The sequence below is a fragment of the Pseudolactococcus laudensis genome (genome assembly GCF_013449735.1).
GTDB lineage: Bacteria > Bacillota > Bacilli > Lactobacillales > Streptococcaceae > Pseudolactococcus > Pseudolactococcus laudensis.
Map to the genome: position 1 here is coordinate 1 of NZ_JACBNY010000011.1, position 18,661 is coordinate 18,661.

An 18,661-nucleotide genomic window follows, 5' to 3' on the forward strand; every position below is an offset into this window, starting at 1 on the left:
TTATAATTCAAAACGAATCCATCAAAGTTTAGGGTATCTTACACCTAATCAATTTGAAAAGGTAAGTGCTTAAAATAAATAGATTAAAATTCTACGTTTGTTACTCTAAAAAATTGACTTAACGTCACTTTGTCTAGGTGGATCTGAGCTTTTGACTTGACCACTTGACTCTAAAATAAATGTTGATGCAGTGTCTGCAGATACAGACAATAAACTAATCTGACTACAAAACAAGATTGCGACTATCAACATCGTGAATTTTTTAATCAATCACGTCACTCCTTCCTATCCAGAGTTGTCTGTTTTAGAATAAGGCACCTCTATTTACATTACTTAGAGATGCCTTATTTTTGAATTTTTGCTAGCGATTCTTAGTCATCAGCCATCGCTAGTAATTGTTCTAACATTCTCTTTTGTATTAAAAGTTCTGCTGCTACTTCCTTTTGTCGCTTCTTGCGTTTCAATAGAAGGAAAAAGAAAATTATGATGATTAATAAGATAAAGATACTAGATAAAATCAACCACAAAGTCCAATTTGACTTCGCTGTTGCATCATTGATTGCTTGCTGATTAAATTTCTTAGCATCATCTGCCTTGACTGTAAAATCTTTAGTCCATTCCCAAGTTTTTTTCTCCCACTTAGGATCAGTCGTCGTTGCTTTCAAATGATAGGTGTAGTTGCCTGCTTTGAATTCCCCGTCCTTTAGAAAAACTGGAAATTGGTAAGATGACTGAGGAGCCATTTTACGTTTTTGGAGTTCGTTTTGATAAAGAGCCTTTGTTTCCCCTTGCTTCGTTACATAACCTTCGTAGTCGATGTTTGTCATCAATGCTGGTAGTGGATTTTGTAAGTGCGCAAAGAATGCTTTTCGGTAATTTGAAAGACCAATAGATGCACTCGTCAGTGTCATTTCGGGTTTAGCCACTTCTTGATTTACCGTTATTTTTAAAGCAATGGCATAATTAATCTTATTTTTGATGCTCGTGCCTTTGCTACTTGCATTTTCATCAACTTGACCTTCTTTATCAAAGTACCAAGACCCCAGTAAAGCGCCATCACCAATATCTTGTGGTAACTCAATATCAGCTAACACAATTTTTTGTGACTTTCCGGGCACTTCAACTTTAAGATCACTTGCACGAACCTTGGCAATATCGCTTAGCTTGATTTGCATACTCTCATCGTAATGCTCAGCTTGTGAGGTATATTCAACTTCACCGTTAGCATTGGTATAGGTCGTGAAAATATCATCGCTTACAGTGATCGGTTGATCACTATCATTTCTAACTGCAACTTTAATCGTCCGTTTTTCACCTGGTGTCATTAGCAAATTAAAGATTGAAGATTCCTCTACCTCTTTACCTGCTTCCAACTTAGCAATGGAATACCCTTGAGAAGGTACTGACTCAGCCTCGACCGGCACATAGGGGCAAAGTAAAGTAAGTACAATACCCCAAAAAATCATCATTTTTTTCATTTTATTTAGCATTAGTTCCCTCTTAACTAATCATCAAGTATCAGCAGTTTATTTGTAAGCAGCGTCTGTTAAAGTCCAAGTAACGATAGATTCAAATGTACCAACTTTAGCTTGGCTACCCGCCATTTCAAGCTCAACATCTTCTGCTTTCCAAGTCAAATCGCTATGCTCTTTTGCTTGTTTACCTTGTACAACACCAAATACAGTTGAAGTTGTTATATTATCAGTTACAATATCAAGATTTGGAGCAACTGTTAAGTCGGCAGCTTTATCACGGGTATAAGTACCAGCACCTTTGATATGAATTGTTGCACCGTCTAAAGTTTTTTTAGATGTAGCATCTGTAAACGTTGTTGCTTTGACGGCAACTTGCCAGTTATCAAGATTTGAACCTGCAGGACGTCCATCATACACTTGCAGGGTTTGAATACCACCTGAAAATGGCGTTTTGGCTGCATCAATATCTTGATTAAGTGCTTTCACAGTATAAGTTTTCTGTGCTTGAATTTTAGCTGAAACATCTTGTGTACCAAAGTTGAAAACTTTTGGATTCTTTGTGAATGCCAAAACACCTTCTTTTACAACGTGATTCGCATCTGGATCGCCTGGTAATGGTACCGGGTCTGGATAGTCTTTTGGATCAATTTTTGTATCGTCCTCTTTACCTGGATCTTTTGGTAAAATATCAGCATCACCACCTGGTTTCATCTTGATGATGCCATCTGTTGTTTGCGAGCCACCAACTTGTGCCGCATTTACATTCGATGCACTTGCTAAAGCAATCGTCCCTAACGCCACTACACACAATAAAGTTACTTTTTTCATTTTTTCTCCTTACTCAGGTTGATACCGCGTATAACGCTGCACACCCTATTTCTCCGATTTTGCAGTTAAAGTCCAGATGATCGTCGTGTTGTATTCCCTAGCCTGTCCTATCCCACCAGGAACACCGATTTTAACGTCTTCTGTACGCCAAACCAACGTACTAACTCCCTTACCACGCAAGACCTCCTTACCAGTCGTTTCGGCAATGGTTGCTGAAACATTTGGCAACAGCTCTGCTTCATAAGCCGAATAGTTTGAAGTATCTACTTTTTGAGGTTCCAGATTTAAACTATTTCTCATCTCCGGCTTCGACATATGAATGGTTGCCCCTCGCAACTTATCAAACGCTTCTTCCTTTGCAGTGAAATGGTCACTCAATTGAGCAGTCAATGTCCAACCTATCTGTTCTCCATCACGATTATCCGTAAGTTGCACATGATAGAGTTCTTGTTCATAGAACTTCTTTTTTCCGACTCCCGAATAAAACTGATGACCATCAGTTAGCTTACCATGTTCAAAACCAAAATGTGTCGGTATGTGATCAAGTGATAGCGGCCCTTGACTCCCTGTACCAACGAGTACAGGCTGATCATCTGTCGCCTGGTTAATGACAACTTCATCCATCGTAAATGGAATTTTTTTACCCTCATCTGTAAAGGGTAGAGATGGATTCTTAGGCATCACTGGACCGGCTGTTTAGCGATTTTCAGCAAAACTCATGACAGCATCTGTTTCTTCAGCTTGCGCATTTACATTCAGTAAATTTGTGGCAAATAGGGATAAGAACAAAAGACCAACTTTCTTCTTCACAACACGCCTCCTTTCAAAAATAATCCGTTGAAATCTTTAAGGAGGATCGCTAGCTATCTCTCTTGCTAATTTCAATGTGACATAACTTCCAAAGTAAGTTATATAGATTACACTAAGTGCCCTCAAAAATAAACTTTTTGAAGGCACTCAACATTACATCAGATCCTCTTGAAACAAAATAGAGGGGAAGAAATCAGTTTGTCTCAATCAAACATGACGTAGATTAATAGCAATAGGTGCTATCAACAATTTTCATTCTATCTTTTTTTATTTATGTTGTAAGGTATAAATTTAGAAACTAAAATAAAAATAACACCCTTTTCTTAATGGTGTTATTTTATGATTATTTTTGATGATAAAATTAGTTATTTATTCGTGGCATACTCTATTCAGAAGTACGCCATTTAATAATCGTGTTCTCTATGTTCTTCCAATCTCTACGATCAAACGGCGAATTAACAAAGCAGAGATAATCAGGTGAAATTTCTCGATTTGGTAAATCTAATTCACTGATCACAATGTCAGCTTTTTCAATTGTATTGACAAATTCAATCCTAATCGTCAATTGCCTATTTTTCAAATTCTCCATTGCAATTGATTGCGTAATAGGTGAATAACACAACAGGAAAACTTTACAAGGAACCTCTCTTGAAAATGAAATAGCGTTAAAAATGCGTTGAAAAAAGAAAGGCATATTAGGATGTTTTTTAAATGCTTCACGATAAATTGGCACCTCTTGTAAGGTTAATGCCATTTGGTGCCAAAGCAACATATAATTACTGTTTCTCTTCGTAAAGCGTTCCTGTTCAGTCAGCAAATGATGGAAACAAAACGAGACATGAAACATTTGGTGCCAAACAATGCATTGTTTATGCGCGTAGCAAATGTAGCGTTTTTCTTTTGCTGTGAGCGTTATGCCACCGATTGTTTCAATCGTATTAATAAATATTGGACAATCGCTGGCTTGGCAGTCTATATCTTCCAAAGTATAAGCCGGTTGGTAAATCAAGGTACAAAATAGAAAATATAAAAATTCAATTTCTGTTTTTTTCTGTTGCGCTGTTAAATCTAAGTCCAGAAATAACATCTCTACCTTTTGTGTAAATATCTCTAATGATAAGACAGGACATTCAAAATAGCTCGGAAACGTCATATCTTCTGGTAATAGATGTCCTTTTTTAATCCGATCTAAAGCAATGCGATAAAATATTTTTGTTTTTAATTTAGAAGATTGAAAAATAAAAGGAAAGGCTTTAACTATATTATCCAGAAAGAGATTTAATTGTGTATTTTCTGATTCAAAAAAGTTGATGAATTTACACTGAAATTGAGAAAGTATAATACAGAAAAACATAAACCTAATTTGTCTTTCTTCTCCACAAATCATATTTTCAACTTTCTTTTTAGTGCAAAGTTGAAGAGAAAAATGTTTCATATACTCCCTACATTTGACAAGCTCTTTCTTTCCCGTCTCATAGCTCATAAATTTAGCATCAGTTTCTTTCATCAAGCCAGAAAAACGCTCATGATATACCTCTTGGAAAAAATGTAGAAAAAAGCTATCTGAAATATAAGCATTTTTCAACATCTGAAACGAAAGTGACTGATAGATTTCGAGATACAACTTATCAGTTGTTTTATAAAGTAAGTACTCATCTTCTCCAATAACTAGATTTAACACATGTCTAAGTTTTAAAATAGCATAATTGATTGTCGTTTTAGATAACCCTATTTCTTTGACGATTTTTTCAAAGCTCATACCGTCACTATCTTTGTTCAGTAAACAACTGCATAGCTTAAAAACTTGCTGTTCTTTTTCAGTTAAAATGAAACGTTCCATTTTGTATCTCCTTAGTAGATAATCTATTAGCCAGGCTAATATCTTCACACAAGCCATTATTATACCATCTTTACCAAATATTTCAAGACAAATTTTATAAAACGATAGATATATAAATATAAAAAACACTAAAAAATTAATTTACTTAAATAATAAAAAATCTTAACCTTATATATTACATATATATGTTGTGTTACATAAGGTATAGAAAAATAACATTAAAAAAACTTATACAAAAAAAGGTCAATTCTTCAGAATTGACCAATATTAAGCATAAATTTATCAAAAAAAGATACTCCGAAGAGTATCTCTTTACAATCAAAAGATTATTTAAGACCTGCTGAACCGCCAGCAGCGCCGATAGCTTCAACGATTGCTTCAGCTTCAGCTTTTGGAAGACCTTCTTTGATAACAACTGGAGCGCTGTCAACAAGATCTTTAGCTTCTTTAAGTCCAAGACCAGTAGCTTCGCGAACTGCTTTGATTGTAGCAACTTTTTTGTCGCCTGCTGAAGTCAACTCAACGTCAAATTCAGTTTTTTCTTCTGCTGCAGCTGCACCAGGACCTGCTACAGCTACGGGAGCTGCTGCAGATACGTCAAATTTTTCTTCGATTGCTTTTACAAGCTCAGAAAGTTCAAGAATAGTTGCTGTTTCAAGTTCAGCAACGATGTTTTCAATGTTCAATGCCATTGTTGGAATCTCCTTAGAATTTTTATTTTAATATGCAAGGATAGGATGCGACTTGCGCGCATTTAAATCAGCAAGGATAAATTTGCAAAAGTACGAGGCAAAGCATCACGAGTAGAACTTTTGTTCACGACTGATACTTTAACAAAGTCATTTTGAAAATTAAGCTGCTTCTTCTGCTTTGTCTGCAACTGCTTTGACAGCGTATGCGACATTGCGTACTGGTGCTTGAAGTACTGAAAGGAGCATAGAAAGCAACCCTTCGCGGCTTGGTAGTGATGCGATAGCAGCGATTTCTTCTTTTGAAGATACTTTGCCTTCGATAACACCAGCCTTAACTTCGAGTGCATCAGCTGTTTTAGCGAAATCTGATAAGATTTTCGCTGGAGCAATTGCGTCTTCGTTTGAAAATGCGATGGCAGATGGTCCTACGAATTGATCCGTAAGGTCAGCATAGCCAGCTTTTTCAGCAGCACGACGCAAGATTGAGTTTTTGATGACTTTGAACTCAACACCAGCTTCACGTAATTGTTTACGCAATTCAGTATCTTGTCCAACTGTAAGTCCACGAGAATCTGCAACGACGATACCAGATGCGTCTGCAAATTTTTGGGCAACAACGTCAACTAACTCAGCTTTTTTAGCGATTGTAGCTTCACTCATTGTTTGTTTTTCCTCCTCTATTATTTGATGACGTAAAAAAACTCCACGTCAACCATAGACATAGAGAGTACAAAAATTCATTATCAACTAATAAATAAATGTCCTCGGTTGGATTTACGACGAATGTCACCAACTGTCTTCGGTCATGTTGTTTTCACAACTATTTAATTATAGCAGAGTTTTTTCACTTTGACAAGTATTTTTATTTAAGTTTTTTTATTTAATGACTTACTTTTATTTTTTTAGACATATTTTCTAAAATAGATTTGATAGCAACAAAGATAATCGCAAAACTAACAGAGAAGATAGCACCTTCTAATAAATTGAAAGGAACTACCATAGCCATTAGATATTTACTGGCACCAAAAATTTTATTGATGTCAAAATGTGCGAACTTAGCATACAGTGGTATCGCATAAACGAAGTTTGCAACAACCATAGCTGCTGTCATGACAAGTGTTGCTAAAACGCTCCCTGTAACATAAGCTCTTGTTCCGCTATCTTTCTTAAAGAAGATGGCAAAGATCAAGAGAAATGACCCAACTGCCACGATATTAAGCGGTAAACCAATCCAAGTATTAATCCCTTCATTATTCAATAATAATTTAAGCACAGAGCGTAAAATTAAAATCAAGAAGGCAGCAGGTAAATCAAAAAGATAGAGACCCACTAAGATTGGAATAATTGAAAATTCAACTTTGAGAAAGTCTGCAGCCGGAATTAACGGGAATTGCGGAAAAATCATCAAGATGAAAGAAATAGCGGCAAGCATGGCGATTAATACCAGTTTGCGTGTGCGAGTTGTGTTTGTCATTTGGGGCACCTCCTAAATTTTATTTAGAAGACTTGAAAACGACACAGGTGGTACCTTTAAAAACTGCTTTTAACATCTTTTGAGTTAAACTTTTTCTAGCACTAGTCTTTGCGACAAGGCATACAACTGTGATAACTCATCACAGCTACAAGATGCTAAACAATAACAATGTGACAGGGAGATTTAGCTAAAAGAAAGAAATCTGAGTCCTTAAAGATACCTTTAACCATGTAAATTTTCTTGTCTCCTCTTTATCCTGACTTTAACAGTTGGTATCGGAATTTCACCGATTCGGGCCTGAGTTCTATACTCAAGCTTCATGGACTTTACCACCAGTGGGGAAACGACCCCCGCCCTGAAGACACCTTAACTATATCAAAAGACTTGCAGTTTAGCAAGCCTTTTGATTAAATTTTTATGAAATAGTTGTTCAAAAGTTCGTTTTACATAACTTTAAATATGTAAAACATTATCCGCGAGCAGCATTGACCAACTGACTCACTTCTTTTTTAGACAGACGACGGAATTCCCCTGGCTGTAAACCAGTTAAGTCAAGCGTACCATATTGCACACGTGATAGTTTTTGAACTGGTAGACCAACTGCTTCAAACATTTTCTTAACTTGATGATTACGACCTTCATGAATCGTTAACTGAACAACCGATTTTTTAGTTGAAATATCTTGTTTGATAATTTGATAAACAGCAGGCTTTGTTTTACGACCATCAATTTTAACCCCTTGGGTCAATGGACGAAGATTTTCTTTATTGGCTTGTCCCTCTACTTTTGCAATGTAGACTTTTTCAATTTCATGACGAGGGTGAGTCATCAAATTAGCAAATTCACCATCATTTGTCATTAGAATTAAACCACTTGTATCCCAGTCAAGACGACCAACAGGATAAATCCGCTCTGGAATATGGCGGAAAAAGTCCATAACAGTCTTGCGATCTTTCTCATCTGATACAGACGAAATCACACCACGAGGCTTATTCAATACATAATAAACAGGTTCTTCTTTATAGATTTGCGTTTGTTTGACTTCAACTGTATCGCCAGACTTAACTTGATATGCCAAGTCTGTCATGACCTCACCATTGACGGTCACATCACCTGCTTTAATCAATTCTTCTGCTTTACGACGGCTAGCAACACCTGCGTGTGCCAAGTATTTATTAATTCTCATTTGTAGTGATTTCCTTTTCGTTGAAAATATCGACATCATCAATATTCATAAGTGATTCTTCGTTTATTTCGGGCAATTCTTCTAGCGTATTAATGCCGATATAATCCAAGAAATGGTTAGTTGTTGCATAAAGGTTAGGATTACCAATCACTTCTTTTTTACCAATCACTTCAATTAAGTCAAAGGCTTGAAGTGTTGCCATTGTCCCTGACGAATTGACACCACGAATCGCATCGACTTCTATCCGCGTCAGTGGTTGTTTATAAGCAATAATCGCTAACACTTCCAGTGCTGCTTTAGAGAGTGATTGATTCATAGGCGTTTTCGCATAGTGTTGCAATAAAGCATTAAGCGCAGCTTTTGTTGCCAAGCGATACTTACCAGCTGTTTCAATAATGGTAAAAGCAGACTCATCATCCGATTGATATTTCTGGGATAGCTTTTCAATTTGTTGGGTGATAGCGCTTGGCGTGATATTTAACAAGCCAGATAAGTCCCTGAGACTTAATCCCTCTTCGCCAGTTACAAAAAGCAAGGCTTCAAGTTCAGCAGTTTTATTCAATTAAGGCCTCGCTTTCTGTTTTTGTTAGGATAATATCGCCAAATGTGTCATCTTGTTGAAAATTAAGGGCGTGATTTTTTATCAATTCTAGCATGGCTAAGAAGACAGTTACCACTTCATCCAAAGAATGAGAGGGCTCGAAAAATTGTGTAAAGCTAACCGTCTTTTCATGTTGAAAAAGGGATAAAATATCTTTTATTTTATCTTCAACTGAAAATTCATCTGAATTAATCGTATGGTGATGATCCCGAAATTCAGCTTGCTTGCGTTGGATAACAGCAGAAAAGGCAAAGTATAAGTCTAATACATTTTTATCATGAGCTAGTGCAATCTCTTCTGCGGCAATCTCAGTTTTACTTTTCGAATAAAATTGACCACGATCATCATGCTTATCAGCTAATGCTAAACTTAGCGCCTTATATTTTCGATATTCATCAATTTGTGACAAAATTTCTTGCTCCAAATCAACTGTTTCTTCTTCAAATGCTTCAGAAACAGTTGGTAAAAGTCGACGTGACTTAATCAAGACCAACTGACTCGCAATGACAAGATATTCTGATGCTAAATCTAGCGCCTTTTCTTTCATAGCATCGAGATAGGCTAAGTACTGTGTAATGACTTCGACTAAAGGGACTTCATAGATATCAACCTTGTATTGATTGACCAGATGTAATAATAAATCTAGTGGTCCTTCGAAATCGTGGATTTTAATATTGATTTCTTTTTTCACATAATTCATTTTATGTAAACTCTCTTATCTATAATATTTATCAAGGGAGTGAATGGATTTCAATCCTAGATTTTTGGCTAAATCATAGATAGAGACCCTTTCTGCAACACGCTGTAGAATATACTGTTCTCGCAGTTCTGCCGAGGTTAAAGTACTTGTTTTTTTGAGCTCATAGTGTAGAAATTGTCGAGATTTAGAAAATAATTCATCAGCATTCTTTATCGGACGTACCAATCTGGCAAATTTATCTCGAATAGGCAAAATACGCTTGATACCACCCGTAGCGACGGTTAAAATTTTAAAATCCCAATTAAATTCTGACCACTTTAAACTTTGAATTTCTGATGGTTTCAAACCAAACTCTAAAATAAGTAAAGCAATTAAATCACCTGGTTTTTTAACTTGTAGGTAGTACTGACTGACATCCAATAGTTTTGGCTGTCTTTGGTCATTGTCTTGTAATTCCTGATGTTGATAGGGCACAATATGCATTTCAAAAAAATGAGCCAGTTTACCATTTTGATAAAGATACTTCATAAAAGTATTGATATTCGTGATTTTTCGATGTTGAGAAGATTTCGCAAGACTTTGTAACTCAAGCTGATAAAGGTTTAACTGAGTTTGAGTTAGTTCATTGCCTTCTAAAAACGTCACAAAAGCTCGTAAATCGTAGAAATAAGCAAGTTTTGTGTTCTCAGATGCCTTTTGTCGACTATCGATGAAGGCTTTAATCGTTTGTTCGTTCAATAATCTGGTAATCCTTCGTAAAAGTATGGGCAAATGCATTAACGGCTTTGAGAATTTCTTGGCGTGGAATAATGCCGTAGAATTCTGTGCCTTTCAAAACTGGTAAAAATGGTTCGCCAACTAATAAATGTAGGATATCTTCCAATTCATAGTCTTTTTGAACCGTATCAATATCTTTATTGACGATTTCTGAAATAGGAGTTCTATCTGATTTTTCGTAGAAAAAATCATGTTGCATTTCAAAGTTAATAATATCTGTCCAGCCTAGGATGCCAACAAATTCATGTTCTTCATTGACAACGGGTACTTTAGAATACTTGTATTGGCTCAACAAAATTTTAGCATGTGAGATGTTGTGCTCGTCCAATAAAACGGCAACTTCACTTGCTGGTTTTAAAAAGGTGTCACTTTGTTTCATAAAGAAACATTCGATGTTTTTGTCAATCATTTGTTTGACCTCGGTAATTCAAACTGTAAATCAGGTATAAGCTGATGTTCTCTATCTAGGTAACTGATACGGAAAGTATCTTGTGTAGGCTCGATGATAGCATACATTTTAATATTATATCGTCCACGCGGTTGTAACACACTGCCTGGATTTAAGCAGAGGATACCCTCTTCAATAGTTGCAATCGGTGTATGGAGATGACCAAATAACGCTATCTCACAATTGTGCTCACGAGCTGCATCTGTCAAGCGTTGCAACCCAAAATTAACACCAAATAAATGACCGTGAGTCACAAAGATAGCTTCATTATCTGCATTTAATACGGCTGTTTCAGGGAATCCGTCATCAAAATCGCAATTGCCTCTGACAACGGTTATTCCTTCCCAAATGCTATCAGTAGCATCCAATTCAGAGTCACCACAATGGATAATAGCACTTGCTTTATCTTGGTATTTAGTCTTTATTTCTTGAACAATTTTTGATTCACCATGGGAATCACTCATAACAATTATCATAAAAACCTCATTGTCTTAGCCATTCAGGCCATTCTTTCAGCAAATTTTGCAGAGCGCGGGCGCGATGAGACACTTTGTTTTTTTGCTCAAGTGTCATCTGAGCGGCAGTTCTACCAGTCTCTTCATCAACAAACAAGGGGTCGTAACCAAACCCGTCATCTCCTCTAGGAATTGTCGCAATTGAACCAGGCCACTCACCTTCTACGACAAGAGATGATTTTCCTGGTGCTGCAACGACTAAAGTCGTATGGAATTTTGCCTTCCGTTTCTCGGGTGAGACAGCTGTACTTGCAAGTTCATGCAAGAGTTTGGCATTATTAGCTGCATCTGTTGCATGCTCTCCAGCAAATCTAGCAGACCAGACACCTGGCAGACCACCTAATACATCAACCATCAAACCACTATCATCAGCCAAAACCATTTCACCTGTCAATTCAGAAATCGTTTCAGCTTTTAATCTCGCATTCTCTTCAAAGGTCATACCAGTTTCAGCTACCTCGGGTAGCTCAGGAAAATCATTGAGGTTTTTAATATCATAACCTAATTGGCTAAACATTGCCTTAAATTCTCTTGTTTTCCCCTCATTACGTGTAGCAATAAGTAGCGTTTTTCTCGTCTTGCTTTGAAGGCTCACCGTCTCTGTATGTAAGACTTGCCCCTCTAACTCAACTGTTAAAACCTGACCAATACTGTACTGATATGCAAGACCAGTCACATCTCTCAAAACTTGGAAAAATAAGTCAATGACATCAGCAGGTGTTTCATCTACTGCGACGATTTTCAAGCCTTTTTCAGCTGGAAAATATTTGAAAAATACTGAGTAAAGAGGAATTTCTAGCTGTTCACCAAAAATATTTTCAATGACGAGTGCCCTTTGTTCCTCTAATACATAGGCAAAAATATCTGTCGTCTGGTGCTTATAAAGTTTTTTCATAATTTCAATGTCCTTGATTCAATAGGAATTTGTAACCAATTTTCGGCAATTTCATCAAAAGATTGACTACTTGCTGTCGTATAAAATTGATGTAATTTGCTTGCAATTGTACGCTCTCGATTAATCTCAAAGTAATTAAGCAAAACGGAAATGTCTCGTACACACTCTGCGCCACTATCGATTAATTTGACCCCATCACCCATCACATTTTGAATGATAGGCCTTAACAAGGGATAATGTGTACAGCCTAGAATAAGTGTATCGACACGTCCAACTAATGGTTGCAAAGTCTCATAGACAATTTTCTTAGCAACACTTGATGTCGTTTCATTTGACTCAACGATTGGTACAAACTTAGGACAAGCCAAGGATGTTACGGTCAAACTTGGCGACAAGAGCTGGACTTTTTTTCTATAAATATCCGATGCGACCGTCATAGCTGTACCAATCACACCAATACGACCAGTTGTTGTTGCTTTAATCGCAGCACTAGCGCCAGGCAAAATAACACCTAGAACTGGAATATCGAGCTGATTCTTGACTTCTTCCCAGGCGACAGCTGTCGCCGTATTACAGGCAAAGACAATCATCTTAACGTCCTTTGATAAAAGAAAATTAACCAACTCCCAAGTAAACTGTCTAATTTGGTCCGCTGGTCTTGGACCATAAGGGGCACGTCTTGAATCTCCGATATAGATGACTTCTTCATCGGGTAATTGGCGCATTAATTCTTTGACCACCGTCAGACCGCCAACACCTGAGTCTAAAAAACCTATCGGTCGATTATCCATCTTACTTACCTCACAAAAACAAAAGCCGAGAAAATCTCAGCTTTTACGGGAATCTCTAAAAAGTATGTCTCAGTTATTTGAGGGAAAGATGCAAGAACGACAAATCGTGCTAGTCTATCTCTTACAATGAAACCCAAAAACTGAGTTTTTAGAGAGTCCCTTAAACCTTATTTTTTCTTATCAGCTTGTTTCGCAGCTGCACGAATTTGACGCAAAACTTGTTGTACTTGTGTTTCGCTTGGTTTGCGACCCATTGAGCTCATCATCGTCCGAACAGCATCTTCATTCAATGGCGGGTTCTCCATCAACATCTGTTTCACTTGACGACGGCTTAAAAACAAGCCTAAAGCAAAGCCGCCAAGAGCGGTAACGATCATTAATAAAATAGCAAGTAAAATTGGCATTTTTATCTCTCTTCTTTTTTGTTATTCGGTTAATTATATCAAATTTTACATAATCTGTCTATTTTCAATCGAAATCAAAACCATATAAAGTCGCAAAATAATCTTCCGCTGTCTCTGCTCTTCGAATTTGGCGCGTAGTGCCATCTTCTTGCAGCAAAATTTCTGCGGAACGGAGTTTGGCGTTATACTGGTACCCCATCGAAAAGCCGTGCGCGCCGGTATCATGGATAACTAGTGTGTCACCGACATGGACCTCAGGCAACAGTCTTTGTTTAGCGAATTTATCGTTATTTTCGCAGAGTGAGCCAACGACATCATAGGTGTGCGTTTGAGGCGCTGTTTCCTTTCCTGCGACGCTGATATGATGGTATGAGCCATACATGGCCGGTCTTAAAAGGTTGACAGCGCTGGCGTCGACACCCACGTAATCACGATAAGTCTGTTTTTTGTGGATGACCTTGGTGATGAGGTGACCGTGAGGGGCGAGCATAAAACGCCCGAGTTCCGTGAAGATTTTGACTTGACCGAGACCATTAGGCGTCAGGACTGCTTCATAGGCTTGACGCACACCGTCACCGATTTTAGCGATGTCGTTTTCAACTTCGTCAGGCTTGTAGTTAACGCCAATACCACCAGATAAGTTGATGAAATCAAGGTCAACATCCGTCGCTTGGACCACTTCTACCGCTAGTTCAAACAATTCTTTAGCCAAAACTGGATAGTAGTCATTTCTCAACGTATTAGAGGCTAAGAAAGAATGAATCCCAAATTTTTTCACGCCAAGTGATTTCAAGTCTTTAAAAGCTTGAATGAGCTGATCTTTAGTCATGCCAAATTTTGATTCTTCCGGATTATCCATGATATCCGTGCCTAGGGCAAAGACACCACCAGGATTATACCGGCAAGAAATTATCTCTGGTATGGTCGTGACATTTTTTAGGAATTCAACGTGTTCATAAGCATCCAGATTGATTGTGGCATCTAGCTTTCTAGCGTATTGGAATTCTTGAGCAGGCGTATCATTAGACGAAAACATGATATCTTGCTTTTCAAATCCAAGTTTGTGAGACATCAGTAATTCTATTTCTGACGCACAATCAACGCCGCAATTTTCTTCTTGAAGAATTTTCAAAATAGCAGGTGTTGGTGTGGCTTTGACTGCAAAGTATTCCTTAAATCCAGGATTCCAACTGAAGGCTTGATTGACTGCACGTGCTTTTTCTCGGATAGCTTTTTCATCGTACAAATGAAAAGGTGTCGGGTATTCTGCGGTGATTTGGTCAAGTTGTGATACCGTAACGAAGGGTGTTTTCATGGTTGCTCCTCATATTCTCTCTAACTCACATCTGGTGCTAGTCAATCAATAAATAACGTTTTTACATAATTATAAATCTGTAAAATCAAACATCTAGGTAATCTGTTAAGTCTTTCAAGGCACGTTCTGCAATAGCAGTATAACGTTCTTTTTTATCGCGAATGCGTTCGCCTTCAAGCTCCTTAATAATGCCAAAGTTGACATTCATCGGTTGGAAGTTTTTACTGTTAGCGTGGATCACATAGTAGGGCAGGGCACCAATAGCAGTCGTTTCAGGGAAAACAACTGGTGCTGCTTCTTCGAACAATTTAGCCGCATTAATCCCAGCCACTAAACCTGAGGCAGCTGACTCAACATAGCCTTCTACACCTGTCATTTGACCCGCAAAGAAGAGATTGTCTTTATTCTTAGATTGGAAAGTTTGGGTCAAAAGATTTGGCGAATCCATATAAGAGTTACGGTGCATCACGCCATATCTGACAAACTCAGCATTTTCAAGACCTGGAATCATGCGGAAAATCCGCTTTTGTTCTCCCCACTTCAGATGCGTTTGGAAACCAACGATATTATAGAGACTCGCTGCTGCATCATCTTGACGAAGTTGTACCACAGCGTAAGGAACACTTGTTTCATAAGTTGTCCCATCTCGTTTGGTCACTGTATAGGTCTCATTCGGATTTTCAAGACCCACCGGTTTCATCGGGCCAAACAACATGGTCTTAAAGCCACGCGCCGCCATGACCTCAATCGGCATACAGCCTTCGAAATACTTCTCTTTCTCAAAAGATTTGATTTCAGCAACTTCCGCATCGACCAGCGCTTCTTGGAAGGCTTGAAACTCTTCTTTAGTCATTGGGGCATTAAGATAGGCGGCCTCACCCTTGTCATAGCGTGACTTCAGATACACTTTACTCATGTCAATGCTACTGATATCGACAATCGGTGCTGCTGCATCATAGAAATAGAAACCATCCCCATCATTTAAAGCGTGGATTTTAGCCGCTAAATCGTCAGATGTCAAGGGGCCTGAGGCAATGACTGTGATCGCATCATCTGGGATTTCTGTCACCTCTGCTCTGATGACCTCAATCAAAGGATGATTGCTCACCTTTGAAGTCACGAGTTCAGCAAAACCTTCGCGATCAACTGCAAGTGCGCCACCAGCAGGCACGCGCGTTTCGTCTGCTGAGCTGATGATCAGGCTATCAAGCTGACGCATCTCTTCTTTCAATAGACCGACCGCATTGGTGATTGAATCACCACGTAAAGAGTTTGAACACACAAGTTCAGCAAAGTTACTTGTTTTGTGTTGTGGGGTTGGTTTAACACCACGCATTTCGTAGAGTTTAACTGGAATCCCGCGTTTAGCAATTTGATAAGCGGCTTCTGAGCCAGCAAGGCCAGCACCGATAACATTAATATGATTTGACATCTATAATTTCCTTTCTGCGAATTCACTTTCTGTGAATTCTTGAAACTTGACCTGCGCTTGCGCTTCGTCCAAGCAGGGTCATTCGCAAACCTAAGTCTGCTCAAAGTCTTTCTACGAATTCACTTTCTGTGAATTCTTGAAACTTGACCTACGCTTGCGCTTCGTCCAAGCAGGGCCATTCGCAAACCTAAGTCTGCTCAAAGTCTTTCTGCAAATTCACTTTCTGTAAATACTATACGTGAATTCTTAAAACTTGACCTGCGCTTGCACGTCGTCCAAGTAGGGTCATTCGCAAACCTGAGTTTGCTCAAAGTCTTTTTTAGATTGTTACTATCCATTATATCATGTTAAGTCGAAATTTTTGAGTGAATATGACTAAAGCTTGTCACTTCATTTTTTTCTTGTGGATTGTGGTACTATCCTAACCATTATGAACATCATTTTTGCAATACAAAAAGAACTCACATCAATCTTGTGAGTTCTCTATGTGTTTAGTTTAAGCTTCTTTCTTTAGTTTTTTTAAACCTAAGAAAATCAGAGCTGGTATCGCTAAAAGGATAGCGCCGAGAAGACCGTATTGCTCGATTCTCTCACCAAAACTTACGAATTTTTGTCCGTTCACATGTTTGTTAGAACCTTGTTGGTCTTTATCATGTGGGATTGACGGATTTTCTTTGTCTTTATTTTTGGTGTAGACAACAGTGAAGTTTTGTGGCGTAGCATCTAAGCCATTGGTCAAATCATTATGGTCATAGTTTGGAACAGCTTTAAGCGCCTCTGCTAGTGAACCATAACTCTTACCATCTGGAGCGGCTACCTCATAGTCATAGCCAGATTTGTGCAAGTCTTTATCTGTTGCATTAAATGAAATCTTAGAGTCACTGCCACCTGTTACAGTCTCTACCGTTTTGCCCTCAACAATTAGGTTGGCAGTTTGTTGGACTGGTGTATAGCTGACGGTGAAGTTTTGAGGTATTGGGTCAACACCTGTTGCTGTTGGAATTGCATTATGGTCATATGTGACGTTTTGTTTCAAGGCCTCTGCCAAGGTAGGATACTTGTTGCCATCCGGACCCGTAACCTCATAAGTATAGCCACTTCGTTTCAGATTTGAGTCATTTGAATTAAGCGAAATATTTGAATCACTAGGTCCATGTGCAATTTCAATCGTTTGAGCACCTTTAGGGTCACTACTATCACTCACCACATTAACGGTTTGAAGTTGTGCGGCGTAGATGACGCTAAAGAGTTGATTGCTACTTGGGTCATTGTCAAAGACATGAACGGCATTTGTCGCTGCCTCTAAAGTCGGATATTCATTACCATCTGGCGCTTTAACAACATAGGTATATCCGTTTCTAACCAGATTTTGTAAGCCTGATGCTGCTGTTTGCAACTGCGTATCCACAACGTTCAGGTTATAGAAACCTGGGACATTCGGTACCAGTGATAACTGCATGCTAGATTGGTAAAGCTTAGAGTTGCTTGGAATTGGCCGGTCATTATCGTCTAAACCAGTCATACCTGTTGCAGTTGGATAGATCTTGTTACCTGCTGGGTCATTGAGCGTATGGGCAACCATGCTTTCTGGCATTGGTGTATAACTTGCCGTAAAGACTTGTGGCACATCATCTCCTGCAATAACACCCGGTTTACTTGGGTCAATCCTTGGGTTAGTCGGTACAACACTTTTGGCTAAGCCTGACCGAGCGCTCAATTTTAGAGGTTGCGTTGAAGGTATTACCGTATCAACTACATCATTATTGCTTGGTGTTCCGTCATATGAGGCGTTAGCTGCAATTGCATTGGCTAAGGTGTCATACCAAACACCATCTGGCCCATAAATCTTGTAGGTGAATCCTTTTCTTGCTAAGTTTTGTTCACTATCAGCTGTGAAGTGCAAAGAGCCAAAAGAATAGCCATCAGTTGTCGTCGTTATCGGTTTACCACCCGCCGTATCTGGGTCAGTCGCATCCGTCTGAAGGACAGCAACTTGTTTGAGTGAGGCATAATACAAGTTGACGTGCTGATTCACACCGTCTGCCGTGTCATAAGTTTTTGTTTTTGTTTCTTGTGATGCGTCAATCAGCCTATAACCTGGATAAGCGGTTTGCAAGGCTGAATAATCAACTTTATCATCAGAGACACCCGCAAGCGTTGCAGGATTGGCTAAGTTTGTCCATGTTTTACCGCCGTCACGGCTGATTTCGAAATCGACAATGACTTGTTGCGGGTTGGCTTGATAGGTCAGGATAACCTGTTGTACAGACCCTGTATTGGTGTCATAACGTTCGGCAGAATTTCTACCATCAGTTATCAAAGTATAGCCGGGGATATTGGGAACAATTGATGCATAGTCAATGACACCATTTGAAGTACCAGTTAATTCTGTCGGCTGTTTTAAACTATTGCCCTTATTATCTTGATAGATAACTTCAACTTTTTCTTCAAGTGGTTGATAAACCATGTAGACGATTT

At 38.5% G+C, this 18,661-nt stretch carries 20 protein-coding genes, 1 riboswitch and 1 other annotated feature; of the genes, 1 reads left to right on the forward strand and 19 read right to left on the reverse strand.

Features of this window, described 5'->3' with window-relative positions:
* On the forward strand, positions 1 to 73 hold a 73-nt coding region (locus HZR21_RS12040; protein WP_330872713.1), incomplete at its 5' end, for an IS3 family transposase.
* A gap of 298 nt (positions 74 to 371) precedes the next feature.
* Here HZR21_RS12040 and HZR21_RS07055 read toward each other — a convergent pair.
* The 19 genes from HZR21_RS07055 to HZR21_RS07145 all read right to left on the reverse strand — a co-directional run bounded on the left by HZR21_RS07055 (position 372) and on the right by HZR21_RS07145 (position 18,650).
* The gene (locus HZR21_RS07055; RefSeq protein WP_180747040.1) at positions 372 to 1,490 is read right to left on the reverse strand and encodes a WxLIP family cell surface protein; all 1,119 of its coding nucleotides are present in this window, start codon (positions 1,488 to 1,490) and stop codon (positions 372 to 374) included.
* Positions 1,491 to 1,526: 36 nt separating this feature from the next.
* Positions 1,527 to 2,303, reverse strand: coding sequence for a WxL domain-containing protein (locus HZR21_RS07060; RefSeq protein ID WP_180747041.1), 777 nt, complete (start codon positions 2,301 to 2,303; stop codon positions 1,527 to 1,529).
* A gap of 45 nt (positions 2,304 to 2,348) precedes the next feature.
* Positions 2,349 to 2,984 (reverse strand): WxL domain-containing protein, encoded by a 636-nt coding sequence (locus HZR21_RS07065; RefSeq protein ID WP_180747042.1) that lies wholly within the window; start codon positions 2,982 to 2,984, stop codon positions 2,349 to 2,351.
* A gap of 514 nt (positions 2,985 to 3,498) precedes the next feature.
* Positions 3,499 to 4,953: a helix-turn-helix domain-containing protein gene (locus HZR21_RS07070; protein ID WP_180747043.1), complete on the reverse strand. Its 1,455-nt coding sequence runs from the start codon at positions 4,951 to 4,953 to the stop codon at positions 3,499 to 3,501.
* 326 nt (positions 4,954 to 5,279) lie between these two features.
* Positions 5,280 to 5,645: a 50S ribosomal protein L7/L12 gene (rplL, locus tag HZR21_RS07075; protein WP_031365550.1), complete on the reverse strand. Its 366-nt coding sequence runs from the start codon at positions 5,643 to 5,645 to the stop codon at positions 5,280 to 5,282.
* 159 nt (positions 5,646 to 5,804) lie between these two features.
* Entirely contained in the window at positions 5,805 to 6,305 is a 501-nt protein-coding gene (rplJ, locus tag HZR21_RS07080) for a 50S ribosomal protein L10 (protein ID WP_003140120.1), read from the reverse strand.
* Between the two features lie 26 nt (positions 6,306 to 6,331).
* Positions 6,332 to 6,466: a sequence feature (ribosomal protein L10 leader region), on the reverse strand.
* Between the two features lie 59 nt (positions 6,467 to 6,525).
* Positions 6,526 to 7,119: an ECF transporter S component gene (locus tag HZR21_RS07085; protein WP_180747044.1), complete on the reverse strand. Its 594-nt coding sequence runs from the start codon at positions 7,117 to 7,119 to the stop codon at positions 6,526 to 6,528.
* A 238-nt stretch (positions 7,120 to 7,357) separates the two neighbouring features.
* A riboswitch (FMN riboswitch) is annotated at positions 7,358 to 7,486 on the reverse strand.
* Between the two features lie 102 nt (positions 7,487 to 7,588).
* Positions 7,589 to 8,305: a pseudouridine synthase gene (locus HZR21_RS07090; protein WP_003140124.1), complete on the reverse strand. Its 717-nt coding sequence runs from the start codon at positions 8,303 to 8,305 to the stop codon at positions 7,589 to 7,591.
* A complete protein-coding gene (scpB, locus tag HZR21_RS07095; protein ID WP_180747045.1) occupies positions 8,295 to 8,867 on the reverse strand; it encodes an SMC-Scp complex subunit ScpB in 573 nt (190 codons plus the stop codon). The genes HZR21_RS07090 and scpB overlap by 11 nt, the downstream gene beginning before the upstream one ends.
* On the reverse strand, positions 8,860 to 9,606 hold the full coding sequence (locus tag HZR21_RS07100) for a segregation/condensation protein A (RefSeq protein ID WP_219605591.1): 747 nt from the start codon (positions 9,604 to 9,606) through the stop codon (positions 8,860 to 8,862). The genes scpB and HZR21_RS07100 overlap by 8 nt, the downstream gene beginning before the upstream one ends.
* A 15-nt stretch (positions 9,607 to 9,621) precedes the next feature.
* Positions 9,622 to 10,344 carry a site-specific tyrosine recombinase XerD gene (gene xerD, locus HZR21_RS07105; RefSeq protein WP_180747046.1) on the reverse strand — a complete coding sequence of 241 codons (723 nt, stop codon included), beginning with the start codon at positions 10,342 to 10,344 and terminating at the stop codon, positions 9,622 to 9,624.
* On the reverse strand, positions 10,325 to 10,792 hold the full coding sequence (gene cbpB, locus HZR21_RS07110) for a cyclic-di-AMP-binding protein CbpB (RefSeq protein WP_003140130.1): 468 nt from the start codon (positions 10,790 to 10,792) through the stop codon (positions 10,325 to 10,327). Before cbpB ends, xerD begins: the two co-directional genes overlap by 20 nt.
* Positions 10,789 to 11,307, reverse strand: a complete 519-nt coding sequence (locus HZR21_RS07115; protein ID WP_180747047.1) for a metallophosphoesterase — start codon at positions 11,305 to 11,307, stop codon at positions 10,789 to 10,791. Before HZR21_RS07115 ends, cbpB begins: the two co-directional genes overlap by 4 nt.
* A gap of 7 nt (positions 11,308 to 11,314) precedes the next feature.
* Entirely contained in the window at positions 11,315 to 12,241 is a 927-nt protein-coding gene (locus HZR21_RS07120; RefSeq protein WP_180747048.1) for a nucleoside-triphosphate diphosphatase, read from the reverse strand.
* Positions 12,238 to 13,032 (reverse strand): glutamate racemase, encoded by a 795-nt coding sequence (gene racE / locus HZR21_RS07125; protein ID WP_180747049.1) that lies wholly within the window; start codon positions 13,030 to 13,032, stop codon positions 12,238 to 12,240. Before racE ends, HZR21_RS07120 begins: the two co-directional genes overlap by 4 nt.
* A 167-nt stretch (positions 13,033 to 13,199) precedes the next feature.
* The gene (locus HZR21_RS07130) at positions 13,200 to 13,436 is read right to left on the reverse strand and encodes a YneF family protein (RefSeq protein WP_003140136.1); all 237 of its coding nucleotides are present in this window, start codon (positions 13,434 to 13,436) and stop codon (positions 13,200 to 13,202) included.
* 64 nt (positions 13,437 to 13,500) lie between these two features.
* Positions 13,501 to 14,751: a diaminopimelate decarboxylase gene (locus HZR21_RS07135; RefSeq protein ID WP_180747050.1), complete on the reverse strand. Its 1,251-nt coding sequence runs from the start codon at positions 14,749 to 14,751 to the stop codon at positions 13,501 to 13,503.
* 85 nt (positions 14,752 to 14,836) lie between these two features.
* Positions 14,837 to 16,183: a methylenetetrahydrofolate--tRNA-(uracil(54)-C(5))-methyltransferase (FADH(2)-oxidizing) TrmFO gene (gene trmFO, locus HZR21_RS07140; protein WP_180747051.1), complete on the reverse strand. Its 1,347-nt coding sequence runs from the start codon at positions 16,181 to 16,183 to the stop codon at positions 14,837 to 14,839.
* 496 nt (positions 16,184 to 16,679) lie between these two features.
* Positions 16,680 to 18,650 carry a MucBP domain-containing protein gene (locus tag HZR21_RS07145; protein WP_180747052.1) on the reverse strand — a complete coding sequence of 657 codons (1,971 nt, stop codon included), beginning with the start codon at positions 18,648 to 18,650 and terminating at the stop codon, positions 16,680 to 16,682.
* Between the last annotated feature and the right edge of the window lie 11 nt (positions 18,651 to 18,661).

Bases quoted from the DNA above. Each gene is read 5' to 3' on its own strand.
- HZR21_RS07055 (WP_180747040.1), bottom strand. From the start codon at position 1,490: ATGCTAAATAAAATGAAAAAAATGATGATTTTTTGGGGTATTGTACTT.
- HZR21_RS07060 (WP_180747041.1), bottom strand. From the start codon at position 2,303: ATGAAAAAAGTAACTTTATTGTGTGTAGTGGCGTTAGGGACGATTGCT.
- HZR21_RS07065 (WP_180747042.1), bottom strand. From the start codon at position 2,984: ATGCCTAAGAATCCATCTCTACCCTTTACAGATGAGGGTAAAAAAATT.
- HZR21_RS07070 (WP_180747043.1), bottom strand. From the start codon at position 4,953: ATGGAACGTTTCATTTTAACTGAAAAAGAACAGCAAGTTTTTAAGCTA.
- rplL (WP_031365550.1), bottom strand. From the start codon at position 5,645: ATGGCATTGAACATTGAAAACATCGTTGCTGAACTTGAAACAGCAACT.
- rplJ (WP_003140120.1), bottom strand. From the start codon at position 6,305: ATGAGTGAAGCTACAATCGCTAAAAAAGCTGAGTTAGTTGACGTTGTT.
- HZR21_RS07085 (WP_180747044.1), bottom strand. From the start codon at position 7,119: ATGACAAACACAACTCGCACACGCAAACTGGTATTAATCGCCATGCTT.
- HZR21_RS07090 (WP_003140124.1), bottom strand. From the start codon at position 8,305: ATGAGAATTAATAAATACTTGGCACACGCAGGTGTTGCTAGCCGTCGT.
- HZR21_RS07100 (WP_219605591.1), bottom strand. From the start codon at position 9,606: ATGAATTATGTGAAAAAAGAAATCAATATTAAAATCCACGATTTCGAA.
- cbpB (WP_003140130.1), bottom strand. From the start codon at position 10,792: ATGATTGACAAAAACATCGAATGTTTCTTTATGAAACAAAGTGACACC.
- HZR21_RS07115 (WP_180747047.1), bottom strand. From the start codon at position 11,307: ATGATAATTGTTATGAGTGATTCCCATGGTGAATCAAAAATTGTTCAA.
- HZR21_RS07120 (WP_180747048.1), bottom strand. From the start codon at position 12,241: ATGAAAAAACTTTATAAGCACCAGACGACAGATATTTTTGCCTATGTA.
- racE (WP_180747049.1), bottom strand. From the start codon at position 13,032: ATGGATAATCGACCGATAGGTTTTTTAGACTCAGGTGTTGGCGGTCTG.
- HZR21_RS07130 (WP_003140136.1), bottom strand. From the start codon at position 13,436: ATGCCAATTTTACTTGCTATTTTATTAATGATCGTTACCGCTCTTGGC.
- HZR21_RS07135 (WP_180747050.1), bottom strand. From the start codon at position 14,751: ATGAAAACACCCTTCGTTACGGTATCACAACTTGACCAAATCACCGCA.
- trmFO (WP_180747051.1), bottom strand. From the start codon at position 16,183: ATGTCAAATCATATTAATGTTATCGGTGCTGGCCTTGCTGGCTCAGAA.
- HZR21_RS07145 (WP_180747052.1), bottom strand. From the start codon at position 18,650: ATGGTTTATCAACCACTTGAAGAAAAAGTTGAAGTTATCTATCAAGAT.